At 64.8% G+C, this 19,585-nt stretch carries 14 protein-coding genes; 7 read left to right on the top strand and 7 right to left on the bottom strand.

What is annotated here, in order from left to right; all coding sequences use genetic code 11:
- Positions 1 to 102 precede the first annotated feature (102 nt).
- Both FO013_RS13220 and FO013_RS13215 read left to right on the top strand, forming a co-directional pair.
- The gene (locus FO013_RS13220; protein ID WP_143923041.1) at positions 103 to 1,341 is read left to right on the top strand and encodes a glycosyltransferase; all 1,239 of its coding nucleotides are present in this window, start codon (positions 103 to 105) and stop codon (positions 1,339 to 1,341) included.
- Between the two features lie 221 nt (positions 1,342 to 1,562).
- Entirely contained in the window at positions 1,563 to 3,311 is a 1,749-nt protein-coding gene (locus FO013_RS13215; RefSeq protein ID WP_260848138.1) for a BCCT family transporter, read from the top strand.
- 94 nt (positions 3,312 to 3,405) lie between these two features.
- On the opposite strand, the gene FO013_RS13210 is transcribed toward FO013_RS13215, so the two are convergent.
- The 6 genes from FO013_RS13210 to FO013_RS13185 form a co-directional block, all read right to left on the bottom strand.
- The gene (locus tag FO013_RS13210; RefSeq protein WP_143923040.1) at positions 3,406 to 4,155 is read right to left on the bottom strand and encodes an IclR family transcriptional regulator; all 750 of its coding nucleotides are present in this window, start codon (positions 4,153 to 4,155) and stop codon (positions 3,406 to 3,408) included.
- A 3-nt stretch (positions 4,156 to 4,158) separates the two neighbouring features.
- Complete coding sequence (locus FO013_RS13205) at positions 4,159 to 5,571, bottom strand: formimidoylglutamate deiminase (RefSeq protein WP_143923039.1); 1,413 nt, start codon at positions 5,569 to 5,571, stop codon at positions 4,159 to 4,161.
- Positions 5,568 to 6,818 (bottom strand): allantoate amidohydrolase, encoded by a 1,251-nt coding sequence (locus FO013_RS13200; protein WP_143923038.1) that lies wholly within the window; start codon positions 6,816 to 6,818, stop codon positions 5,568 to 5,570. Before FO013_RS13200 ends, FO013_RS13205 begins: the two co-directional genes overlap by 4 nt.
- Before the next feature lies 1 nt (position 6,819).
- Positions 6,820 to 8,529: a histidine ammonia-lyase gene (gene hutH, locus FO013_RS13195; RefSeq protein WP_143923037.1), complete on the bottom strand. Its 1,710-nt coding sequence runs from the start codon at positions 8,527 to 8,529 to the stop codon at positions 6,820 to 6,822.
- 89 nt (positions 8,530 to 8,618) lie between these two features.
- Positions 8,619 to 9,899 carry an imidazolonepropionase gene (hutI, locus tag FO013_RS13190; protein ID WP_143923036.1) on the bottom strand — a complete coding sequence of 427 codons (1,281 nt, stop codon included), beginning with the start codon at positions 9,897 to 9,899 and terminating at the stop codon, positions 8,619 to 8,621.
- Positions 9,900 to 10,015: 116 nt separating this feature from the next.
- Positions 10,016 to 11,317, bottom strand: coding sequence for a class I adenylate-forming enzyme family protein (locus tag FO013_RS13185; protein WP_143923035.1), 1,302 nt, complete (start codon positions 11,315 to 11,317; stop codon positions 10,016 to 10,018).
- 146 nt (positions 11,318 to 11,463) lie between these two features.
- Between FO013_RS13185 and FO013_RS13180 the strand changes: the two genes are divergently transcribed.
- Positions 11,464 to 12,777, top strand: a complete 1,314-nt coding sequence (locus FO013_RS13180; protein WP_143923034.1) for a PucR family transcriptional regulator — start codon at positions 11,464 to 11,466, stop codon at positions 12,775 to 12,777.
- Positions 12,778 to 12,821: 44 nt separating this feature from the next.
- Here FO013_RS13180 and hutU read toward each other — a convergent pair whose 3' ends face one another.
- The gene (gene hutU, locus FO013_RS13175) at positions 12,822 to 14,543 is read right to left on the bottom strand and encodes a urocanate hydratase (RefSeq protein ID WP_143923033.1); all 1,722 of its coding nucleotides are present in this window, start codon (positions 14,541 to 14,543) and stop codon (positions 12,822 to 12,824) included.
- A 353-nt stretch (positions 14,544 to 14,896) separates the two neighbouring features.
- Between hutU and FO013_RS13170 the strand changes: the two genes are divergently transcribed.
- The 4 genes from FO013_RS13170 to catA all read left to right on the top strand — a co-directional run bounded on the left by FO013_RS13170 (position 14,897) and on the right by catA (position 19,544).
- On the top strand, positions 14,897 to 16,531 hold the full coding sequence (locus tag FO013_RS13170; RefSeq protein WP_143923032.1) for an ATP-binding protein: 1,635 nt from the start codon (positions 14,897 to 14,899) through the stop codon (positions 16,529 to 16,531).
- Entirely contained in the window at positions 16,528 to 17,496 is a 969-nt protein-coding gene (locus FO013_RS13165; protein ID WP_143923031.1) for a LysR family transcriptional regulator, read from the top strand. The genes FO013_RS13170 and FO013_RS13165 overlap by 4 nt, the downstream gene beginning before the upstream one ends.
- Positions 17,493 to 18,596, top strand: a complete 1,104-nt coding sequence (locus tag FO013_RS13160) for a mandelate racemase/muconate lactonizing enzyme family protein (protein WP_143923030.1) — start codon at positions 17,493 to 17,495, stop codon at positions 18,594 to 18,596. The genes FO013_RS13165 and FO013_RS13160 overlap by 4 nt, the downstream gene beginning before the upstream one ends.
- A 78-nt stretch (positions 18,597 to 18,674) precedes the next feature.
- Positions 18,675 to 19,544 (top strand): catechol 1,2-dioxygenase, encoded by an 870-nt coding sequence (catA, locus tag FO013_RS13155; protein WP_143923029.1) that lies wholly within the window; start codon positions 18,675 to 18,677, stop codon positions 19,542 to 19,544.
- Positions 19,545 to 19,585: the final 41 nt, after the last annotated feature.

Genomic DNA, 19,585 nt, shown 5'->3' with positions numbered 1-19,585 from the left:
CCGCGCCGAGAGTCCGGGCGCTCTCTCAGGCTCCGACCAGCCGGATCTCAGAGGTGGCCTTGAGCCGTTTACCGCAGCGGCACCACGCCCTACGGTGGTGACATGAAGGCACTGATACTGACGTTCGGTACGAAAGGTGACATCGAACCGTATATCGCCTTGGGTCGGGCGTTGAAAGACGCCGGACATGATGCAACGATCGGCACCGCCTGGAGCTACGAAGATGATGTCCGTGCACTCGGCGTCGACTTCATCCCCAGCAATTCGCTCATGCTCGAGGTCATGCAGGACGCGCTTGGGAGCATGGCTGGCCCCGCGGACCTGCAGAGAGCTGCAAAGGCGATGACTCGTGGCGTACGAGTCAGCCTCGATGACCAGCTGCGGGCAGTGCGCAGCACCAAACCGGACATCATCGTCTACCATCCGAAATGTCTCGGCGCTCCTCATCTGGCGGAGCACCTCGGGATTCCCGCGGTGCTGTCGCTGCCCTTGCCTTTCTACACTCCGACCTCCTCGTATCCGGTCCCGTTCATTCCGCGGGATCTGGGGCCACGACTGAACCGATGGAGCTACGGGCTCAATCGTGCCGAGTCGCTCATGTACGGCGGCATCACCAACGACTTTCGGCACAAGCTGGGCCTGTCGTCACTGACGCGGTGGGCGGATCCGCTGCTCCGGCCCGATGGTGGTCCTTTGGACATTCTCTACCCGTACTCGCGTCACGTTGTCCCCGTTCCCGCCGACTATCCAGCGACGGCTCATGTCACCGGCTACTGGTTCACCGGCCGCGGGGCCTCATGGGAACCTCCTCAGGAGCTCAAGGACTTCCTTGCCGCAGGAGAGGCACCGATGTACATCGGATTCGGCTCCATGGGCTTCGGTCAGGGCGCAGAGCAGCGAGGGGAGGCTATCACCTGGGCGCTCAGATCGACCGGAATCCGGGCCATCGTCGCCACCGGGTGGGGAGGCGTGGCCACCGAGAGCTCCGACGATGTCCTCGTCATCGACTCGGCGCCGCACGACTGGCTGTTTCCGCGCGTTTCAGCAGTCGTCCACCACGGTGGAGCCGGCACAACGGGAATCGGCTTGGCGTCTGGTCGCCCCAGCCTGGTGTGCCCGTTCCTCGGTGATCAATCGTTCTGGGCCAACCGGGTCCACGAACTCGGCGCGGGCCCAGCACCGCTGCCCCGGGCAAAGATCACGGCACGCGCTCTGGCTGAACGTTTCACGGACCTCGTGGAGACGGAGTGCTATCGCAGCGGTTCGGCACTCCTGGCGCAGAGAATCTCGACGGAGAGCGGGACCGAACAAGCAGTCGAGATACTCCAAAGGCTGGCGTGATCGCCCTGCTCGGGTTCGAGAACTGCGCCAGTCCTCCACGACATCAACCCCACTTCCCCGGCGCGAGAAACGTCACACTCTCCACCGATGTGCCGAAACGAGTCGGTCTTTCCAAACGATAGCGAATACACTCGTCACCTACACGGCTCCACGAACACCACAGTTCGCGGAGCCTGCTTTTTGCCTTTCCTCCCCACCCCACCGCCCCCTGAAGAATGCTCATGCCCGCCGCCGAGGTGGTCCTGAGCGTGGAGACCACGACGATGTCGATGCTGGACAACCAAGAGCCAGAACCCGAACCCGCCCCCGGAGCTGAACCCGAACCGCCTCCCGAATCCTCGTCGGGGCCCGAGTCCGGCTCAGAGCCGTCAACGGGATCTGCAGCATCAGCTGGGTCTGAGGCGTCTGGTGCAATCGTGAGCGTCGACGATGGAGATTCGGCGCATCGCGGCTCGGTCGGCACCGTCTTCTACTGGTCGGTGGCCTTCGTCATCGCCTTCGTCATCTGGGCCACGATCTCACCCGACAGCCTCGGCGACATCATGACCACGGCGATGACCGCAGTGTCATCGAGCTTCGGTTGGATCTACCTGGTCGTCCCCTTCGGCGCGATCGTCATGCTGGTGTGGTTCGCTGCGAGCCGCTTCGGACGCATCAGACTCGGTTCAGCAGACTCTCGGCCCGAGTACAGCACAGTCACCTGGTTGTCGATGATCCTGGCAGCAGTCATGGGAATCGGTCTCGTCAGCTATGGCGTCGCCGAACCGATGTCACACTTCCTGGTTCCTCCCCATGGTCTGGCCGAGCCTGAGACCATGGACGCAGCGATCCGGGCGATGCAGTTCTCCTATCTCGACTGGGGTTTCCAAGCTTGGGCCATCTTCGGGCTATTCGGCCTGGCGATCGGCTATTCGACTCACAGGCTGGGACGCCCAGCCTTGGTGTCGACGATGCTGCGGCCGGTGCTCGGACGGTTCGTCGACGGTTGGGTCGGCAAGTTCATCGACATCCTCACCATCATCGCCACTCTCTTCGGGACGACCACGTCCTTGGGCCTCGGAGCCTCTCAGATCGGTGAGGGCCTCAACACCGTCCTGGGCATCGATTCCACAATCATCCTGCAGGTCTTGGTCATCGCCGTGCTGACGCTGCTCTTCACAGGATCGGCGCTCACCGGGGTCAGCCGCGGCATCCGATACGTCTCGCAGATCACCCTGACCATGGCTACCCTGCTCGGGCTCTTCGTCTTCGTCACCGGACCCAGTGGCTTCGTCGCGAACCTGTTCGTGCGCTCTGTCGGTTCCTTCGCCGGTAATTTCCTGGAGTTGAGCTTCATGACTCCGGCGAACTCTGAGGACAGCGAGTGGATGCTCGCGTGGACCTACTTCATGATGGCCTGGTGGCTGTCATGGAGTGCCTTCGTCGGAATCTTCCTGGCCAAGATCTCGAAGGGCCGGACGATCCGCGAGTTCGTCGCCGGCGTCCTCCTCGTCCCCAGTGCCGTGTTCTTCATCTGGTTCACCATCATGGGAGGCTCCGCGATCAAGCTCGACATGGAAGGCGCAAAGATCGGCGAAGCCACCCAGGCCAATCTCGATACGGCCTTCTTCAGCCTGCTCGATCAGCTGCCGCTGTCGCTTTTGGCGTCGATCTTCACCATCGTCATGGTGATCCTGTTCTTCGTCTCCTCCGCCGACTCGAATACCTTCGTTCTCAGTTCCCTGTCCTCGAATGGCTCCTTCGAGCCGAGCCGGCCCGTCATCGCCACATGGGGGTTCCTCACCGGTATCTGCGCCATTGTCCTGCTGCTCGTCGGCGGACTCAAGGCGCTGCAGCAGGCGGCGATGCTCTCGGCCGTTCCCTTCACTCTCATCGCCGTCGTCCTCGGCATCGCGTTGAACAAGGAATTGCGCAGCGACCATCACATCGTCGAACAAGTCGCACGCAAGCGGCGAGTGCTCGGCCCCTGACCCCAGGCTTCACCGAGCGGACCACTTAGCCTCGACGGGGGACGCTATACTCTGCCCCGTCGAGGCTAAGTGGTCCGCTCGACTGTTTTGAGCGTCACCGCAGCTTAGCGGTCACCTCGGCCGCGGCCGCGAGGACCTTGTCCACGAGTGGTTCGGTGTCGGTGTCCTCGTTCAGCGCCTCATCGGCGAGCGAGAGTCCGATGGCCGCGATCGGACGAGAGAGCACGTCGTAGACGGGGGCCGCGATCGTTGAGATTCCCGGGGTGACCTCACCGTGTTCGATCGCCCACCCGGCCCGCCGATCCTGTGCCAGGATCGCGTTGAGCGCCTTGACCGTGGTCGGTCCCTGGCCGGTGCGGGTAACGAATCCGGACTCGGATTGGAACATCGCCAGCACCTCTGACTTGGGCAGATGCGCGAGTATCGCCCGCCCGGTCGCCGTCAGGTAGCTGGGCATGCGCACACCGGTGGCAGTGATCACCGCGACCGATTTCAGCGACTGCTCCTTGAGAACGTATACGGTCTCCCAACCTCGGATGACGGCAAGCTGAGCCGTGGCAGCAGTGTCGTCGGCCAGCTGCCGAACGATGGGCTGTGCCAGACGCTGCAGGGGGTTCGTGCGCAGGTAGGAGCTGCCCAGCTCGTGCACGCCAGCCCCCAGGACATATCCGGTTTCAGTGCGAACGACGAGTCCCAGCTCCTCGAGCACGGTGAGCAGTTCGTAGGCGCTCGAGCGCGGGATCTCCAGCGCCCGCACCAATGCACCGGCGGAGATCGGACGATTCGACGAGGCCAGATGCCTGAGAATTGCGATCGAACGCCGCAGTGCCGGAACCTCAGCCACAGCTCAGTCCTCCATCCCAAGGGCTGCGAACGCGGCCCGGTACAGCTCCGAGATTTCGCCGAGTTCGGTGTGCACGCCGTCGCGGACGCGGACTTGGGCACCGCTGACAGTCATAGTCACATCCGCCGAGGTGGCCGAGAGGATGATCTGTTCACCCACCGATCCGAAGGTGCGAATGCTGTCGGTTCTCACTGCGATGAAGTCGCATGCCTTGCCCACGGCCAGTTCGCCGACGGGCAGGTCGAGGCTGCGCGCCCCACCCTTCGTCAGCGAGGTGATGAGCTCGGCAGGCGAGAATCGCCCTCTCTGGCCTGACCGCAGCCGTTCCCCGGCTTCCATACCCTGGGTCTCGCGCAGAGCGTCGAGGACGACGTGCTGATCGGAGCCGATCGAGATCGTCGCTCCGGCATCGGCGAGTTCGCGAGCTGGGCCGATGCCGTCGGCCAGGTCGGCTTCCGTGCACGGGCACATGACGATGTTTGCTTCGGCCCCTCCCAGGGTCGCGATGTCATCATCGCTGAGGTGCGTGGCGTGGACGGCCGAAAGATTCGACGCGACCACACCTGAGCGGTCGAGGACCTGCGTGGGTGTCGTGCCGTAGGCGGCTTGGCAGACGTCGTTCTCTGTAGGCTGCTCGGACAGGTGCACGTGAACGGGTCCCTCGAGTTCGGCGAATCTGGGCAGATTGGCTGCCGGGACCGCACGGATCGAATGGATGGCCGATCCCACATGAACGAAGCTCTCACCAGGGGCATTGACCGGGAACTCGGTGGCGAAGGCCTTGGACAGACCTGCGTGGCGGTCCATGTATCCGTCGATGCTCCCGTCACCGAAGCGAGCTTGTTCTTCCGAGAGATCGGTGTCGATGCCGCCGGTGAGATAGCAGGTGTCGAGGAGTCGGATGCGCAGTCCCGCCGAGGCAGCCGCTCGTGCCAGCGCCCGTTCCATCGCGTGAGTGCGGGGTTCGTCGTGCGCCGAAACGTCCCCGCGGGGACGTCCCGACTCAGCATCGGTGCCCAAACCGTACGGCGTCCCATCGGGTGCGTGGTGGACGTAGTGGAACTCCCCCACCGAGGTGTAGCCGCCGGCGAGCATCTCCGCGAAGACCGCACGAGCCACGGTTTCGTAGTTCTCCGGGCTCAGCGTCGCGGCCACGGAGTACATGACTTCGCGCCAGGTCCAGAAGGTGCCGCCGTCACCGTGGGTGCGACCGCGCAGGATGCGGTGGAAGGCATGCGAGTGGGCGTTGACCCCACCTGGCAGGGTGAAGCCGGGAACCACCTCGGCGATGGTGGGTGGGGTGTCGATTCCAGTCTCGACCGAGGTCAGGGTGCCGGTGTCATCGGCAGTGAGCAGGACGCCGGTGGCGACCTCTCCGTCGACCCAGGCGGTTTCGCACCAGAAGCGCGTGCTCATGATGCGGCCTCCACAGACTCGGCAGCACCCGAGCCGCTCACCCCAAGCTCCCCTTCGAGGACCTTGACCAGGGCGGAGACACCGGCGCGCTGGTCATCGTCCTCGCAGGCCTCTTCGGGTGCGTGTGAGACTCCGGTCGGGTTGCGCACGTAGAGCATCGCCGAGGGCACGTGCGGTGCGAGGATGCCCGCATCGTGTCCGGCACCCGAGGGCAGCAGCGGCGCATCGGGCAGCACAGAGGTCAGCCGGGAATTGAGTTCGGCGGTGAAGTACGTCGTCGGTGAGTACGATTCCTGGGAGATCGACACCTCAACGCCGACACCCTCGGCATGCTCGCGGGCGCGCTTCGAGATCGATTCGAGCACTTGTCTGACGACGCCGTCATCGGCGTGACGGATGTCGAGCCAGAAGCTCATGCCCGAGGCGATGACGTTGGTCCCGCCCGGGTGGATGAGGGTACGGCCGACCGTGGCCACGGCCTGGTCATGGCTGGCAGCGAGGACCGGGATGTCTCCGATGACGCGACTGCCGGCGACGACTGGGTCCGCGCGATGGCTCATCGGGGTGGTGCCGGCGTGGTTGCCCTGGCCGGAGAACGCGAAGTGCCAGCGCCCGTGGCCGATGATCGAGGAGCCGATCGCCACTGCCTGGTCGGTGTTGATGAGACCGATGCCCTGCTCGACGTGGAGTTCGATGAAGGATCCGACCTTCTCCAGCCGGGCTTCGTCGGTGCCGATGCGGTTCGGGTCGAGACCGTAGCTGCGGGCAACGTCGGCGAAGGTGTCACCGTTGGCGTCGGTGAGACCCAGTGCCCGGTCGGCCTCGATGGCGCCCGTGATGAGGCGCGATCCGAGGCAGGCGACTCCGAAGCGAGAGCCCTCTTCCTCGGGGAAGACGGCGAGCGCGAGCGGCCGCTGGGCGCGCTCGAGTGCTCCCGATGACTTGAGTTCGTCGAAAGCCGCCAGCGCCGAGGCGACGCCGAGGGGGCCGTCGAAAGCACCTCCGCCGGGGACTGAGTCGAGATGAGAGCCGGTGACGACAGCGTTGTCACCGGGCGCGGTCGCCCACGCCCAGGTGATGCCATTGTCATCGACCTCGGTGTCGAGGCCCCGGCGGGCCGCCTCGGCGAGGAACCAGTCACGGAGTTCGCGTTCGGTGTTCGAGAACCCTGCCCGCTGGTAGCCGGGACCACGTGTGTCACGGCCGGTGTCCTCGATCTGGGCCAGGAGGGAGACGACGTCGCTCATCTCAGTTCGCCTCGCCCGAACCGTTGACGCCGGCTGCATCCCGATGGGTCGTCGCCGCGTCGGTGCCGGAGGCTGCGGCAGCCGCATCGAGGTTGCCCAGGGCGGTGAACTCGGGGTCGTTGACCGCTGGTGATCCGCCTTCGGGCAACCAGGTTCCGGCAGCCGAGGTGACGGTGTGCTGCAGCGGTGAGACCGACTCGGCAGCCGCGACGAGGGAGCCGTCCTTGACCTTGGCGATCGTCTCGGCCAGTTCCGGAGACAGGAAGCGGTCTGGGCCGGGACCGGGCACGGTTTCGCGGATCGCGGAGATCACGGCACCGGTGACCGGTGCCGGTGCGGCTTCGCGCATATCGCAGGCCCGAGAGGCGGCGTAGAACTCGATGCCGACGACGCTGGCGAGGTTGTCGACGACCTTGCGCAGCTTGCGGGCGGCCGACCAGCCCATCGATACGTGATCTTCCTGCATGGCCGAGGACGGGATCGAGTCCACCGAGGCGGGGCTGGCGTTGCGTTTGGCCTCGGAGACCATTGCGGCCTGGGTGTAGTGGGCGATCATCAGGCCCGAGTCGACACCGGCGTCATCGGCGAGGAACGGGGTGAGATTCTGGTTACGGGTGACGTCCATCATCCGGTCGGTGCGGCGTTCGGACATCGAGGCGACATCGGCGGCGACGATGGCGAGGAAGTCCAGGGCGTGGGCCAGAGGCGCGCCGTGGAAGTTGCCGTTGGAGGAGACCATGCCGTTGGTGAGCACGACGGGATTGTCGATGGCCGCACGCAGTTCGCGCTCGGCGACCTGCGCGGCAAAGGCGACGGCATCACGGGCGGCGCCGTTGACCTGCGGGGCGCAGCGCATCGAGTAGGCGTCCTGGACCAGGTGGGTCGAGTCGCGGTGGCTGGCGGTGATGCCCGAGTCCTTCAGCGACGTCAGCATGTTCGCGGCCGCCGCGGACTGGCCGTCGTGGGGGCGCAGGGCGTAGTGGAGTTCGGGGGCGAAGACGGCATCGGTGCCGAAGAGTCCCTCGATGCTCATGGCTGCGGAGACGTCGACGGCGGTGAGCAGGTTCTCCAGATCGGTCAGGGCCATGATGAGCATGCCGAGCATGCCGTCGGTGCCGTTGACCAGCGCCAGGCCTTCCTTCTCGGCCAGGGTGACCGGAGCGATTCCGGCCGCGGCCAGCACTTCGTCGGCGGGGCCGGCAACTCCGTCCGGTCCGGCGGCCACGCCTTCACCCATGACGACGAGCGCACAGGCAGAGAGCGGCGCGAGATCACCGGAGCAGCCCAGCGACCCGTATTCGTGGACGACCGGGGTGATGCCGGCGTTGAGGAGGTCGACGTAGGTCTGGAGCACCTCGGCGCGCACACCCGCTCGGCCGGTGGCCAGGGTGCGGGCACGAAGGAGCATGAGTGCGCGCACGACCTCGCGTTCGACGGGTTCGCCGACGCCTGCCGCGTGGGAGCGGATGAGTGATTTCTGCAGCTGGGTGCGCAGTTCGGCGGGGATGTGGCGCTGGGCCAGTGCCCCGAAGCCGGTGGAGACTCCGTAGACCGGCTTCTCAGCCTGAGCGAGCGCGTCGATGGCTTCGCGGTATTTGTTCACGCGGGCCAGGGTGGTCTCGCTCAGGGCCACCTTCGCATCGTGGCGGGCGACGTCGACCACCTGGGCGAATGTGAGGGTATCGGGATCGAGATCGATGAAGACTGACATCTGGGACCTTTCGGTTGAGTGAGTTATACGTGCGTGTGGTGTCATCAGACGGTGAAGAGGCGGGAGGGCCGGGCCCGGCCCTCCGCAGTTCAGACCTGTGGTCTGTTGTCAGCGACGAGTTCGCCGCCGCGGTAGACGCGTTCGACGAGTTGGACGCCGGGCCGGTAGGCCAAGTGGCGGTAGCTGGGCGCGTCGAGGATGGCGAGGTCTGCCTGAGCTCCGGCGCCGAGGTGGCCGACATCGGTGCGCTGCAGGGCGTTGGCGCCGCCGGCGGTGACGGCCCAAACTGCCTGTTCGACGGTGAAGTGCATATCGCGAACCCCGATGGCGATCGTGAAGGGGATGCTGTTGGAGAATCCCGATCCCGGGTTGCAGTCCGTGGCGATCGCCAGGCTGACGCCCGCCTCTACGTAGCGGCGCGCGTCGGGGTAGGGCTGGCGGGTGGAGAATTCGATGCTCGGCAGCAGCGTGACGACGGTGCCCGCCTCGGCGAGGGCTGCGAGGTCCTCATCGGAGGCGAATGTCGCATGGTCGACGGACACGCAGCCGAGTTCGGCGCCGAGCCTGAGCGCTCCCCCGTCGGTGAGCTGGTTGGCGTGCAGGCGCGGTTTCATGCCCGCGGCCTTGCCTGCTTCGATGATGCGACGCGTCTGGTCCTCGGTGAAGGCGCCCTTTTCGCAGAACACGTCGATCCACTTGGCCTGGCCGATCGCGGCCGGAATGATCTCGTCGATGACGAGGTCGACGTAGGCTTGGGGGTTCTCTTTGAACTCCGGCGGCACCACATGGGCGGCGATGAGCGTGGATTCTTCGGTGTGGCGGTTGATGATCTCCAGCGCGCGCACTTCGTCCTTGACGGTCAGACCGTAGCCGGACTTGATCTCGAAGGTCGTCGTGCCCTGCCGGGTGGCCTGACTCATGAGGTGGACGAGGTTGGCCTCGAGCTCCTCGTCGCTGGCGGCCCGTGTGGCCGCGACGGTCGTGGCGATGCCACCGGCAGAGTACTTCTCCCCCGCCATGCGCGCGGCGAACTCCGCCGATCGGTCGCCGGCGAAGATGAGGTGGTTGTGGCTGTCGACGAAGCCCGGGACGACGGCCTTGCCGCCCAGGTCGATCGTTTCGAGCTCCACACCGGCGCTCGCCGAGGTGAGGGTGCCGTTTTCGATGTCATCGTCGTTGACCACCTCGGCGGGGGTGGAATCGGCATCGCCGAGGTGGTCGTGAAGTGCGGTGTCCGCCTGAGCGGACGGCCCCGACCACAGAATCCGCCCCCCGCCTATGAGCACTGCGGCGTCCTCAACGACGTTCAGGGCGCCGAGTGTGTCGAGGTCATTGACGACGAGTTCGCTGATCCCGGTGATGAGCTGCAAGGGGGTGTCCTTCGCGATCGAGAGTAGTTCACTCTCAGTATGGACCGCGCAGGCTCACCGCTGAAGTGCGATCAAAGGAATTTGTCCGATATTTCGGACAGTTCGTGATCGGCGACTCATACCGCTGCATCCACGCTGTCGACGCATTCGACGAGGGTCAGGAATCCGTCCTCGTCGAGGAATCCGAGGTCACCGGTATGCAGCCAGCCATCTTTGAGCATCTCGGCTGTCTCCTCGGGGCGGCCGAGGAAGCCGCGCATGACGGTCAGCCCGGAGACGACCACCTCGCCGACTTCGCCTGCAGGCAGGTCTCGGCCGTCCGGACTGCGGATGGCCACGGTGATTCCCGGCAGCGCCGTCCCCACGGTTCCGAGGCGGCGGGTGCCGTCATTGCGGTTGAGGGTCACCGCCGCCGAGCATTCCGAGAGACCGTAGCCTTCAAGGATGGGCACCTCGAACTTCGACTCGAACCGGGTGATCACGTCGAGCGACATCGGTGCGGCCCCACAGATGACGAACTGCAGGGAGCTCGCGTCGACGTCCCGTTTCTTCGTGGCTTCAAGGGCCGAGATGATCGTCGGCACAGTTGAGAAATAGGTCGGACGCTCTTCCTCGACGACACCCCAGAAGGTTCTCGGATCGAAGCTCGGCAGCACATGGACGCTGCCGCCGAACATGAGAGATGAAACGGTGCCCGCGAGGAGCCCACGGCAGTCGAAGAGAGGCAGCACCAGCAGGCTGCGTGCATCAGCACCGAAGTCGATCCCAGTGAGGGTCGACCATGCCATGGCCGAGACGTTGGAGTGGCTGAGCAGGCAGCCCTTGGGCCGGCCTGTCGTCGGCGAGGCATAGACGATGAGTGATCCATCGCCGCCGCGAACGGCGAGATCACTGATCGGTTCGGCACCGCCGCGAAAGCATTCGTCGTCGACGGAGAGGAAGCTGAGGCCGCGGACGTCGGCAACCACCTCGGCGTGGGAGTCTCCGATGAGGAGCACGGCTCCGGAGTCGTCGAGCTGGAAACTGACCTCGTCGTTGGTCAGCGCAGGGTTGATCGGGGTCAGGACCGCACCGAGGGACCAGGTGGCGAACATCGTCGTGACGATCTCGGGGACGTTGTCCAGCAGCACACCGACCACCGTACCTTGACCGATCCTGAACTGAGTCCTCATGGCGACTGCGGTCGCGGCCACCGCGGATGCGAATTCGGCGTTGTCGAGGCTGCCGCCGGGCCAGCTCAGGCAGGGCCCATGAGGGTCGGAGCGGGCACGGTCGGCGGGGAGCCCGACCAGTTCGGCCACGGGGAAGGCTGAGGTCACAGCCGCCTCGGCGACCCCCTGTTCGGTTCGAGCCTCTTCGTCTTCACGTGTCGACGTTCTGTTCCTGGTCGGCACGGAGGTCCTGTTCGAAGTCTGCATGGATCAAGCGTATGCAGGCATCGTGGCCAGCACACTGGTCGCACATGTCAAAGCATTCCCCATCCTTGGGTCAAAGCTACAAACAGATCTCCAGAGCTTTCGGTGAGCTTCTCACCAGAGCAGGAAGTTCGCGCTAGTCTTCTCCTATGGTCGCCTCTCCTTCGTGGACGCCCGGCGACGGGCCTGGTCCCACACCTGCCACCGCCGAGGTGATGGCGCAGCTCTCCCGGATCTCCGCGGAGCTGAGTCCGCGCGTGCCGGAGCTGACCCAGAGCGTCTACGACTATCTGGCCACGAGGATCGCCGAACTCGGAGAGGAGCGCACACTCCTCGACCTTCTCAGCGCGAGCATCGAAGGCAATATCGAGACCATCTTCCATGCGCTCCGGCATGGGATCGCTCCGGACAACCTCGAACCGCCGGTCGCTGCCTACGAATACGCCAGACGACTGGCACAACGTGGGATTTCAGTCAACGCCCTGGTCAGGGCCTATCGCTTGGGACAGCAACGGCTGCTGCAGGCCGCCTACGACTACATCACCACCGATGCCGATCTCCCGAACGATCTGGCCTCAGCAGTGTTCCAGCGGCTGGTCGATGAGGTCTCGGAATATATCGACTGGATGTCACAGAAGGTCGCCCTCCTCTACGAAGCGGAACGCGAGGCCTGGCTGGCCAACCGCACCACTGCACGGGAATCCCAGGTCAGAGGCATCATCGAAGGCGGGCAGGTCGACGCCGCTGCGGCCGCGGCAACACTGGGCTACAGTCTCACCGCCCGTCACGTGGCGGTCATCGCCTGGACCCACCATTCGGCACCTGACACCATTGATGGCCTGGGCAGACTCACCTCCGCCATCAACGCCGCGGCCGCGGCAATGAGCTCCCCACGCTCCAGCCTGATCATCAGCCGCGACCAGGACACCGCCTGGGGATGGATCACGGTGCCCGAGAGCTGGCAGTACGAGGAATCCCTCCGTGATCGACTTCGCTCGAGTGCCACCGACGCCGTGCACCTGGCGCTCGGTTCCGCTCACACAGCGGCGCAAGGATTCCGACTTTCTCACCAAGAGGCCCTGCGAGTCCAGAACGTGTGCCTTGCCGGACGAACACCAGCGCCTCTGCGCTCCCACGACGAACCCGGAATGGCTCTCGTCTCACTGCTGTCCACCGACGTCGAGGCGGGCCGTGACTGGGTGCGCTCCGTCCTCGGACCGCTGGCGGAGGACTCTGCGGCCAATACCCGGCACCGCTCGACGTTGTTGGCATATATGCTTCACGATCTCAGCTACACGGCAACGGCAGCCGCGATGTCGATGCACAAGAACTCGATCCGGTACCGCGTGGAGATGGCGGAGGCGATCCTCGGCACGGATCTGGGATCGAATCGGCTCAACATCGAGGCAGCCCTCTATGCCCACAGCTATATCTTTGAGTCACGGGAACCAGTTCCGGACTGAGCGTGGGAGCGTGGCCTCACCGACGGAACCAGCGGCCTGGAGCACTACTGCGCGGCGGACTCCTCGTCGCGCTTGTCGAGCTCGGGAATCATCGGAACGCGCATGCCGCGCTCTTCGGCAACCTCGGCAGCGCGGTCGTACCCGGCGTCGACGTGGCGGATGACGCCCATGCCCGGGTCGTTCGTCAGCAGACGGGCGAGCTTCTTCGCAGCCAGCTCGGTTCCGTCGGCCACGGAGACCTGACCGGCGTGGATGGAGCGGCCGATGCCGACGCCGCCGCCGTGGTGGATGGACACCCAGGTGGCACCCGATGAGGTGTTGACCATGGCATTGAGCAGCGGCCAGTCGGCCACGGCGTCGGTGCCGTCGAGCATCGATTCGGTCTCACGGTAGGGGCTGGCGACCGAGCCGGAGTCGAGGTGGTCGCGGCCGATGACGATCGGGGCCGAGATTGCGCCCTCGGCGACGAGCTGGTTGAACAGCAGTCCGGCCTGCTGGCGCTCCTTGTAGCCGAGCCAGCAGATGCGGGCCGGGAGACCTTCGAACTCGACGTACTCGTTGGCGGCGTCGAGCCAGGTGTGGAGGTGCTCGTTCTCGGGGAAGAGCTCCTTGAGTGCCTTGTCGGTGACCTCGATGTCCTTGGGATCACCGGACAGGGCGACCCAGCGGAACGGTCCGAGTCCTTCGCAGAAGAGCGGGCGGATGTAGGCGGGGACGAAGCCGGGGAATTCGAAAGCGCGGTTGTAGCCGGCCTTGCGGGCTTCATCGCGGATCGAGTTGCCGTAGTCGAAGACCTCCGCACCGCGGTCCTGGAACTCGACCATGGCACGCACGTGCTTGGCCATAGATTCCTCGGCGCGGATGGTGAACTTCTCCGCGTCCTGCTCGGCCTCTTCGTGCCAGTCCTCGACGCTGACGCCGATTGGCAGGTAGGACAGCGGGTCATGCGCCGAGGTCTGGTCGGTGACGATGTCGACCTCTGCGGCCTCTGGACGGTCGAGGATCATCGGCAGGATCTCAGCGGCGTTGCCGACGAGTCCCACGGACAAGGCCTGCTTGTTCTTCTTGGCCTCGATGGCCTTGGCGAGTGCCGTGTCCAGATCGGTCTCGACCACGTCGAGGTAGCGCTTGGACTTGCGGCGGTCGAGGCGGGTCTTGTCGACATCGATGATGAGGCAGACGCCGCCGTTGAGCGTCACGGACAGTGGCTGGGCGCCGCCCATGCCGCCGCAGCCGCCGGTGATCGTCAGGGTTCCGGCCAAGGTGCCGTTGTAGCGCTTGTCGGCGATGGCACCGAAGGTCTCATAGGTGCCCTGGAGGATGCCCTGGGTGGCGATGTAGATCCAGGAGCCGGCGGTCATCTGGCCGTACATCATGAGACCCTCGGCCTCGAGCTCGCGGAAGTGCTCCCAATTGGCCCAGTCGCCGACGAGGTTGGAGTTGGCGATGAGTACGCGCGGGGCCCATTCGTGGGTGCGCATGACGCCGACCGGCTTGCCCGACTGGACGAGAAGAGTCTCATCGTCCTCGAGGTCATCGAGGGTGCGCACAATCGCGTCGTAGGCCTCCCAGGAGCGAGCCGCTCGACCGGTGCCGCCGTAGACGACGAGGTCTTCGGGACGCTCGGCGACCTCGGGGTCGAGGTTGTTCATGAGCATGCGCTTGGGCGCTTCGGTCTGCCAGCTCTTGGCTGTGATCTCGGTGCCGCGGTCGGCGCGGATCACGCGTGAGGGATCGTGCTGGGTGAAGCCGGGCTTCGTGGTCATGTGACTCTCCTTGTCATCGTGTCCGGCAGAGCGGAATGGTTCCGGGGGTTCGGCTGTGCGGAGATTGATTCCTCAGTGCCGTTGTCGTCCCTGACTACACAATCCATTCTGACGGCTGGCGAGATTTGCGAAAGTGGTCTGGATCAAGTTCCGTCCGAAATATCGGACTTGCTCGCCGAGCTGGGGTTTGGCATTCCGCGCCACTTTCCCATCCATTCATTCCTTCTGCTTCTCAATACTTATGCAATCTACTTCTCAATCGAGACGAAATCGATTCTGTAAGTAAAGACGAAAAGGGCATAGTGTGACGAGTGAAACACCGAATCCCCGAGCATCAGAGAAGAGGAACGACGATGTTCACTGCCCCTACCGCGGTCGTCGCGGGCACCGAGTCCCCGGACCTTCTGACTACCCGTACGCGGGCCCAGAACTGGCGCTCGAAGGAGATCGGAATTCCCGAGCGCGACCTCACCGACCAGGCTCTGGCCGATCTTGCGACAACGGCGGCCAACCTCGGCGACCATCCCTTCGAACGCACCGTCGCGGCGATCCAGTCAAGCCGCAGCGGTGACTACCCGGTCATCCCCGACATCACCTCGGCCTCCGAGATCCTGCGCGAATTCCTCCGCGCAGGACGAATCGACGGCTGGCTCTACGTGCGCGAATCCGACGGTTACGTCCATCCCTACCTCGTGATGACCATCGCGGTCGAACACGGCGACAAGACCCGCGGACCGCGCGTGAAACTGACTCTCGAGGCCGACAACCCGACGGTCAAGCGCCCTTCCCGAGTTCCGCGCATCCTCTATTTCGAAGACACCGAGATCGTCGGCAAGACGCCCGAAGAGGCCCTGACCGCTGCCGGCGCCTTCCGTGAGAATCAGTCGCTCAAGGACGAATACTCGACCCGCCTGGCTGAGTTCAAGGAGATCATCGAACACGGCTTCGGCTCCCAGTACATCTTCACCGGGCGCGCGATCCGCACCGACGACCACCGTGCGGCCAATCGCCGTGCCGGACGCAAGGTCGTCAACGACGTCGCCCCCGATGAGATCGCCGGCCTGCGCGGATCGACCCCCTCCGTCCTCTTCGACGAAGACGAGCTGGGAACGATTCCGCTGCTCACAGCCGTGCGCGTCTTCGACCTCGGCGCCCAGGACTACCTCGACGTCAATACCGGCGACCTCGATGCATACGCCTACGACCCGAGTCTGCAGGACAAGCTGGTCCTCCCTGAGGAACAGCGTGAGCTGCTGACCATCCTCACCTCGGACATCGGCGTCTTCACCGGCGATATCATCAACGGCAAATCCGCGGGCAACGTCATCCTCGCCAAGGGACGTCCCGGCGTCGGCAAGACTCTGACCGCCGAGGTGTATGCCGAGGTCATCGGCAAACCGTTGTACTCGATCCACTCCGGATCGCTGGGCATCACCCCCGAGGCCGTGCGGAAGAACCTCGAGGTCATCTTCGACCGGGCCAAGCGCTGGGACGCCGTGCTCCTCCTCGACGAGGCCGATGTCTTCGTCCTCGAACGCGGCCTCGATCTCACCCAGAACGCGATCGTCGCAGAGTTTCTGCGCACCCTCGAATACTTCGATGGGCTCCTCTTCCTCACGACCAATCGGATGAACGGAGTCGACGAGGCGATCCTCGCACGCTGCGCAGCCGTCATCGAATATCACGCCCCGAGTCCCAAGGATGCCCGTCAGATCTGGCAGATCATGGCTCGCGGCAACGACATCGAGCTCGACGCGGACCTCCTCGACCGCCTGGTCAGCGACTTCGTCGACATCACCGCCCGTGACATCAAGATGGTGCTGCGTCTGGCACTGCGCATCGCCGCCCACCGAGGTGCGGCGCTGAGCATGGACGACTTCATCCACGCCGCTCACTTCCGCGGAATCCATACGAAGGCTGAAGACTCCGCAGTCTCGACGCTGACGGCGGAACAGTCCGCTCCGGCCACGGCGGGTGCATCCATATGATGCTCGAGACCCGCCAGCTGCAGTACTTCGCCACCGTTGCCGAGGAACGCCACTTCGGCAAGGCGGCGGAGCGCCTCAAGCTGGCTCAGCCCTATCTCTCCCAGCAGATCCGCAAGCTCGAACGACAGCTGGGCACCACCCTGCTCAACCGGACCACCCGCACGGTCGCCCTGACCTCGGCGGGAAGTCACCTCCTCGAGCAGGCCCGTCGAGTCCTGTCCGAACTCGACACCCTCGGCACCGAGGTCCAGCTCATCGGCGCCGGGCTCAAAGGCCCGCTGCGCCTCGGCTTCACCGGCTCCACAACTTATGGAGTGATGCCGCAGGTCGTGCGCCGCACAGCCATGGCAGCGCCCAACCTGCAGCTGGGGGTCAGCGGCGAGATGACCACGCCCCGACTCGTCTCCCAACTGCTCGAACGCAGCATCGACATCGCGCTCCTGCGCTACAGCTCTCCGATGAAGGGGCTGAGCTACCAGGTACTCGGACATGAGACCTGCATCCTGGCCGTACCGACCGGTTCCCCGCTGGACGACCTCGAGTCGATCACAGCCGCTGAGCTGGCCGAGACGCCCTTGGTCGGCTACCCGGAGAACTCCGTGGTGTCGGCGGTCACGACGGCGTTCCTCTCCGAGCAGTCGGCGTCTCCCGACTACTCGATCCGCGCTTCGGAGACCTCGACTCTGATGTCACTGGTCGCCGCCGGGCTGGGGCCCGCCATCGTCCCCCGCACTGCCACCGCTCTGGAGATCCCAGGCGTCCACTTCCGTGAGATCGCCGAAGCGCCTCGGACCGAACTCGCTCTGGCGTGGCGAACAAATGAAGAAACCCAGACCGTCACTCGCATGGCCCGGATCATCACCGAGGTGACCTCCGACGTCATCGACGAAGAAGCAACCGATCCGGCTGAGACGCTGACCGATCCGGTGGACACGCCCGCCGAACCGAAGGAGAACGCATCGTGAAGATCACCCACCTGGAGACGGTGCCCTACCGGATCCCGATGAAGAAGCCGCTGAAGTTCGCCAGCGGCGAGGTCCATCACATCGAACATGTGCTCGTGCGCCTCCACACCGATGACGGCCTCGTCGGCACCACTGACATCCCGCCGCGCCCCTACACCTACGGTGAGACCGTCGAGTCAGTCATCGCCGTCATCAACACGATCTTCTCCGACGCACTCATCGGCGCTGACCCCCTCGACCGCGCGGCGATCCACTCCAAACTGCATCGCACGGTCGGCAATCAGACCGCCAAAGGCGGCGTCGACATCGCCCTCTGGGACCTCATCGGCCAGGCGAATTCGACCCCGGTCCACCGCCTCCTGGGCGGGTTCGCCCCCTCCTTGGAGGTCTCGCATATGCTCGGCTTCTCACCCACTCAGGCGGTCGTCGACGAGGCCCTGTCGTTCACGGAAACCTACGGAGTCCGCTCGTTCAAGATCAAGGTCGGCCGCCGTCCGGTCTCCCTCGACATCGAACTCGTCGTTGCTCTGCGTGAGGCTCTGGGCGCCGAGGCACTCCTCTACCTGGATGCGAACCGAGGCTGGAACGCCACCGAGGCCGCGCAGATGCTGGCAGGCACAGCCGATCTCGATCTTCGCTTCTTCGAAGAACCCAATGATGCCGCCGAGGTGCTCACACGCCGCCAGCTGGTGACGAACTCACCGATTCCGATCGTCGCCGACGAATCGGCGCCCAACCTCGGCGATGCCGCTCGCGAGATCCAGACCGGCGGAGCCAACGCCCTGTCGATCAAGACCGCGCGGACCGGCTTCACGGAATCCCAGAAGATCCTGTCCTACGCCGAGGCCCTCGGGCTCGACGTGCTCATGGGCAACCAGATCGACACCCAGCTGGGCAGTGTCGCAACGGTGACCTTCGGTGCGGCGTTCGAGCACTCCTCCAGGTACCCGGCAGAGATGTCGAACTTCCTCGATATGAGCGATGATCTCATCGCCTCCCCGCTGGAGATCAAGGACGGACACATCCACGCACCCACTGTCCCCGGCGCCGGCACCGCCGTCAACGAGGACAAACTCTCCCACTACCGCACCGACAGATAGCTTCCCAAGTCCGGTGAACCAGCCGGACCTGAGTGATCCACAGAAACTGACGAACACCACATCAACAAAGGAGCAGACATGTCAGAGAACAATTTCACACAAGAAGCCACCGCCAAGGCAGCGGACTCAGGCGCAAATGCCTCCGCACGATTCCGCGAGCGCCAGGCTCAGGCCAGCGGCGGAGTCGTCGACCATGAGCGGGTCGAGCTCCTGGCAGGCAAGGCCATCAAAGCTCTGACCGACATCGTCGAAGAGGAGCAGGTCAGCTACGAGGAGTACAACGCACTCAAGGCCTGGCTGATCCAGGTCGGCGAAGACGGCGAATGGCCTCTGTTCCTCGACGTGTGGATCGAGCACGCGGTCGAGGAAGTCGCCAACCAGGACCGTGAAGGTTCCAAGGGCACCATCGAAGGGCCGTACTACCTCGACAACTCACCTGAGGTCGAATGGAACGGCACCATCGACATGCGCCCCGACGAACCTGGCACCCCGTTCGTCTTCAAGGGCCAGGTCACCTCGACCACCGGTGAACCGCTTCCCGGAGCCAAGCTCGAACTGTGGCACGCCGACAGCTTGGGCTTCTACTCGCAGTTCGCTCCAGGTCTGCCCGAGTGGAACCTGCGCGGCACCTTCATCGCCAACGAGGACGGCGAATACGAGATCCACACGATCCGTCCCGCGCCCTACCAGATCCCCACGGACGGCGCCTGCGGTCAGCTCATCGAGGCTGCCGGGTGGCACGCTTGGCGTCCGGCGCACATGCACTTCAAAGTGCATGCTCCCGGCCACAAGCTCATCACCTCGCAGCTGTACTTCCCCGGCGATCCGCACAACGATGACGACATCGCCTCGGCCGTCAAGCCTGAGCTCCTGCTCGATCCTCAGCCCAACCCGGATGAAGAAGGCGAGATGACGACCTACAACTTCGTCCTCGACGCTGAGGGCTGAGCTGACTCAACCACTCTGACTCAGCGGCAGAGCAACGCGGA

Origin of the sequence: Brevibacterium aurantiacum, assembly GCF_007558825.1 — a bacterium.
GTDB classification, from domain to species: domain Bacteria; phylum Actinomycetota; class Actinomycetes; order Actinomycetales; family Brevibacteriaceae; genus Brevibacterium; species Brevibacterium aurantiacum_A.
The sequence above is the reverse complement of the archived record's forward strand: the minus strand, read 5'-3'. Positions and strand labels throughout refer to the sequence as shown.

Bases quoted from the DNA above. Each gene is read 5' to 3' on its own strand.
- FO013_RS13220 (WP_143923041.1), top strand. From the start codon at position 103: ATGAAGGCACTGATACTGACGTTCGGTACGAAAGGTGACATCGAACCG.
- FO013_RS13215 (WP_260848138.1), top strand. From the start codon at position 1,563: ATGCCCGCCGCCGAGGTGGTCCTGAGCGTGGAGACCACGACGATGTCG.
- FO013_RS13205 (WP_143923039.1), bottom strand. From the start codon at position 5,571: ATGAGCACGCGCTTCTGGTGCGAAACCGCCTGGGTCGACGGAGAGGTC.
- FO013_RS13200 (WP_143923038.1), bottom strand. From the start codon at position 6,818: ATGAGCGACGTCGTCTCCCTCCTGGCCCAGATCGAGGACACCGGCCGT.
- hutH (WP_143923037.1), bottom strand. From the start codon at position 8,529: ATGTCAGTCTTCATCGATCTCGATCCCGATACCCTCACATTCGCCCAG.
- FO013_RS13185 (WP_143923035.1), bottom strand. From the start codon at position 11,317: ATGCAGACTTCGAACAGGACCTCCGTGCCGACCAGGAACAGAACGTCG.
- FO013_RS13180 (WP_143923034.1), top strand. From the start codon at position 11,464: ATGGTCGCCTCTCCTTCGTGGACGCCCGGCGACGGGCCTGGTCCCACA.
- hutU (WP_143923033.1), bottom strand. From the start codon at position 14,543: ATGACCACGAAGCCCGGCTTCACCCAGCACGATCCCTCACGCGTGATC.
- FO013_RS13170 (WP_143923032.1), top strand. From the start codon at position 14,897: ATGTTCACTGCCCCTACCGCGGTCGTCGCGGGCACCGAGTCCCCGGAC.
- FO013_RS13165 (WP_143923031.1), top strand. From the start codon at position 16,528: ATGATGCTCGAGACCCGCCAGCTGCAGTACTTCGCCACCGTTGCCGAG.
- catA (WP_143923029.1), top strand. From the start codon at position 18,675: ATGTCAGAGAACAATTTCACACAAGAAGCCACCGCCAAGGCAGCGGAC.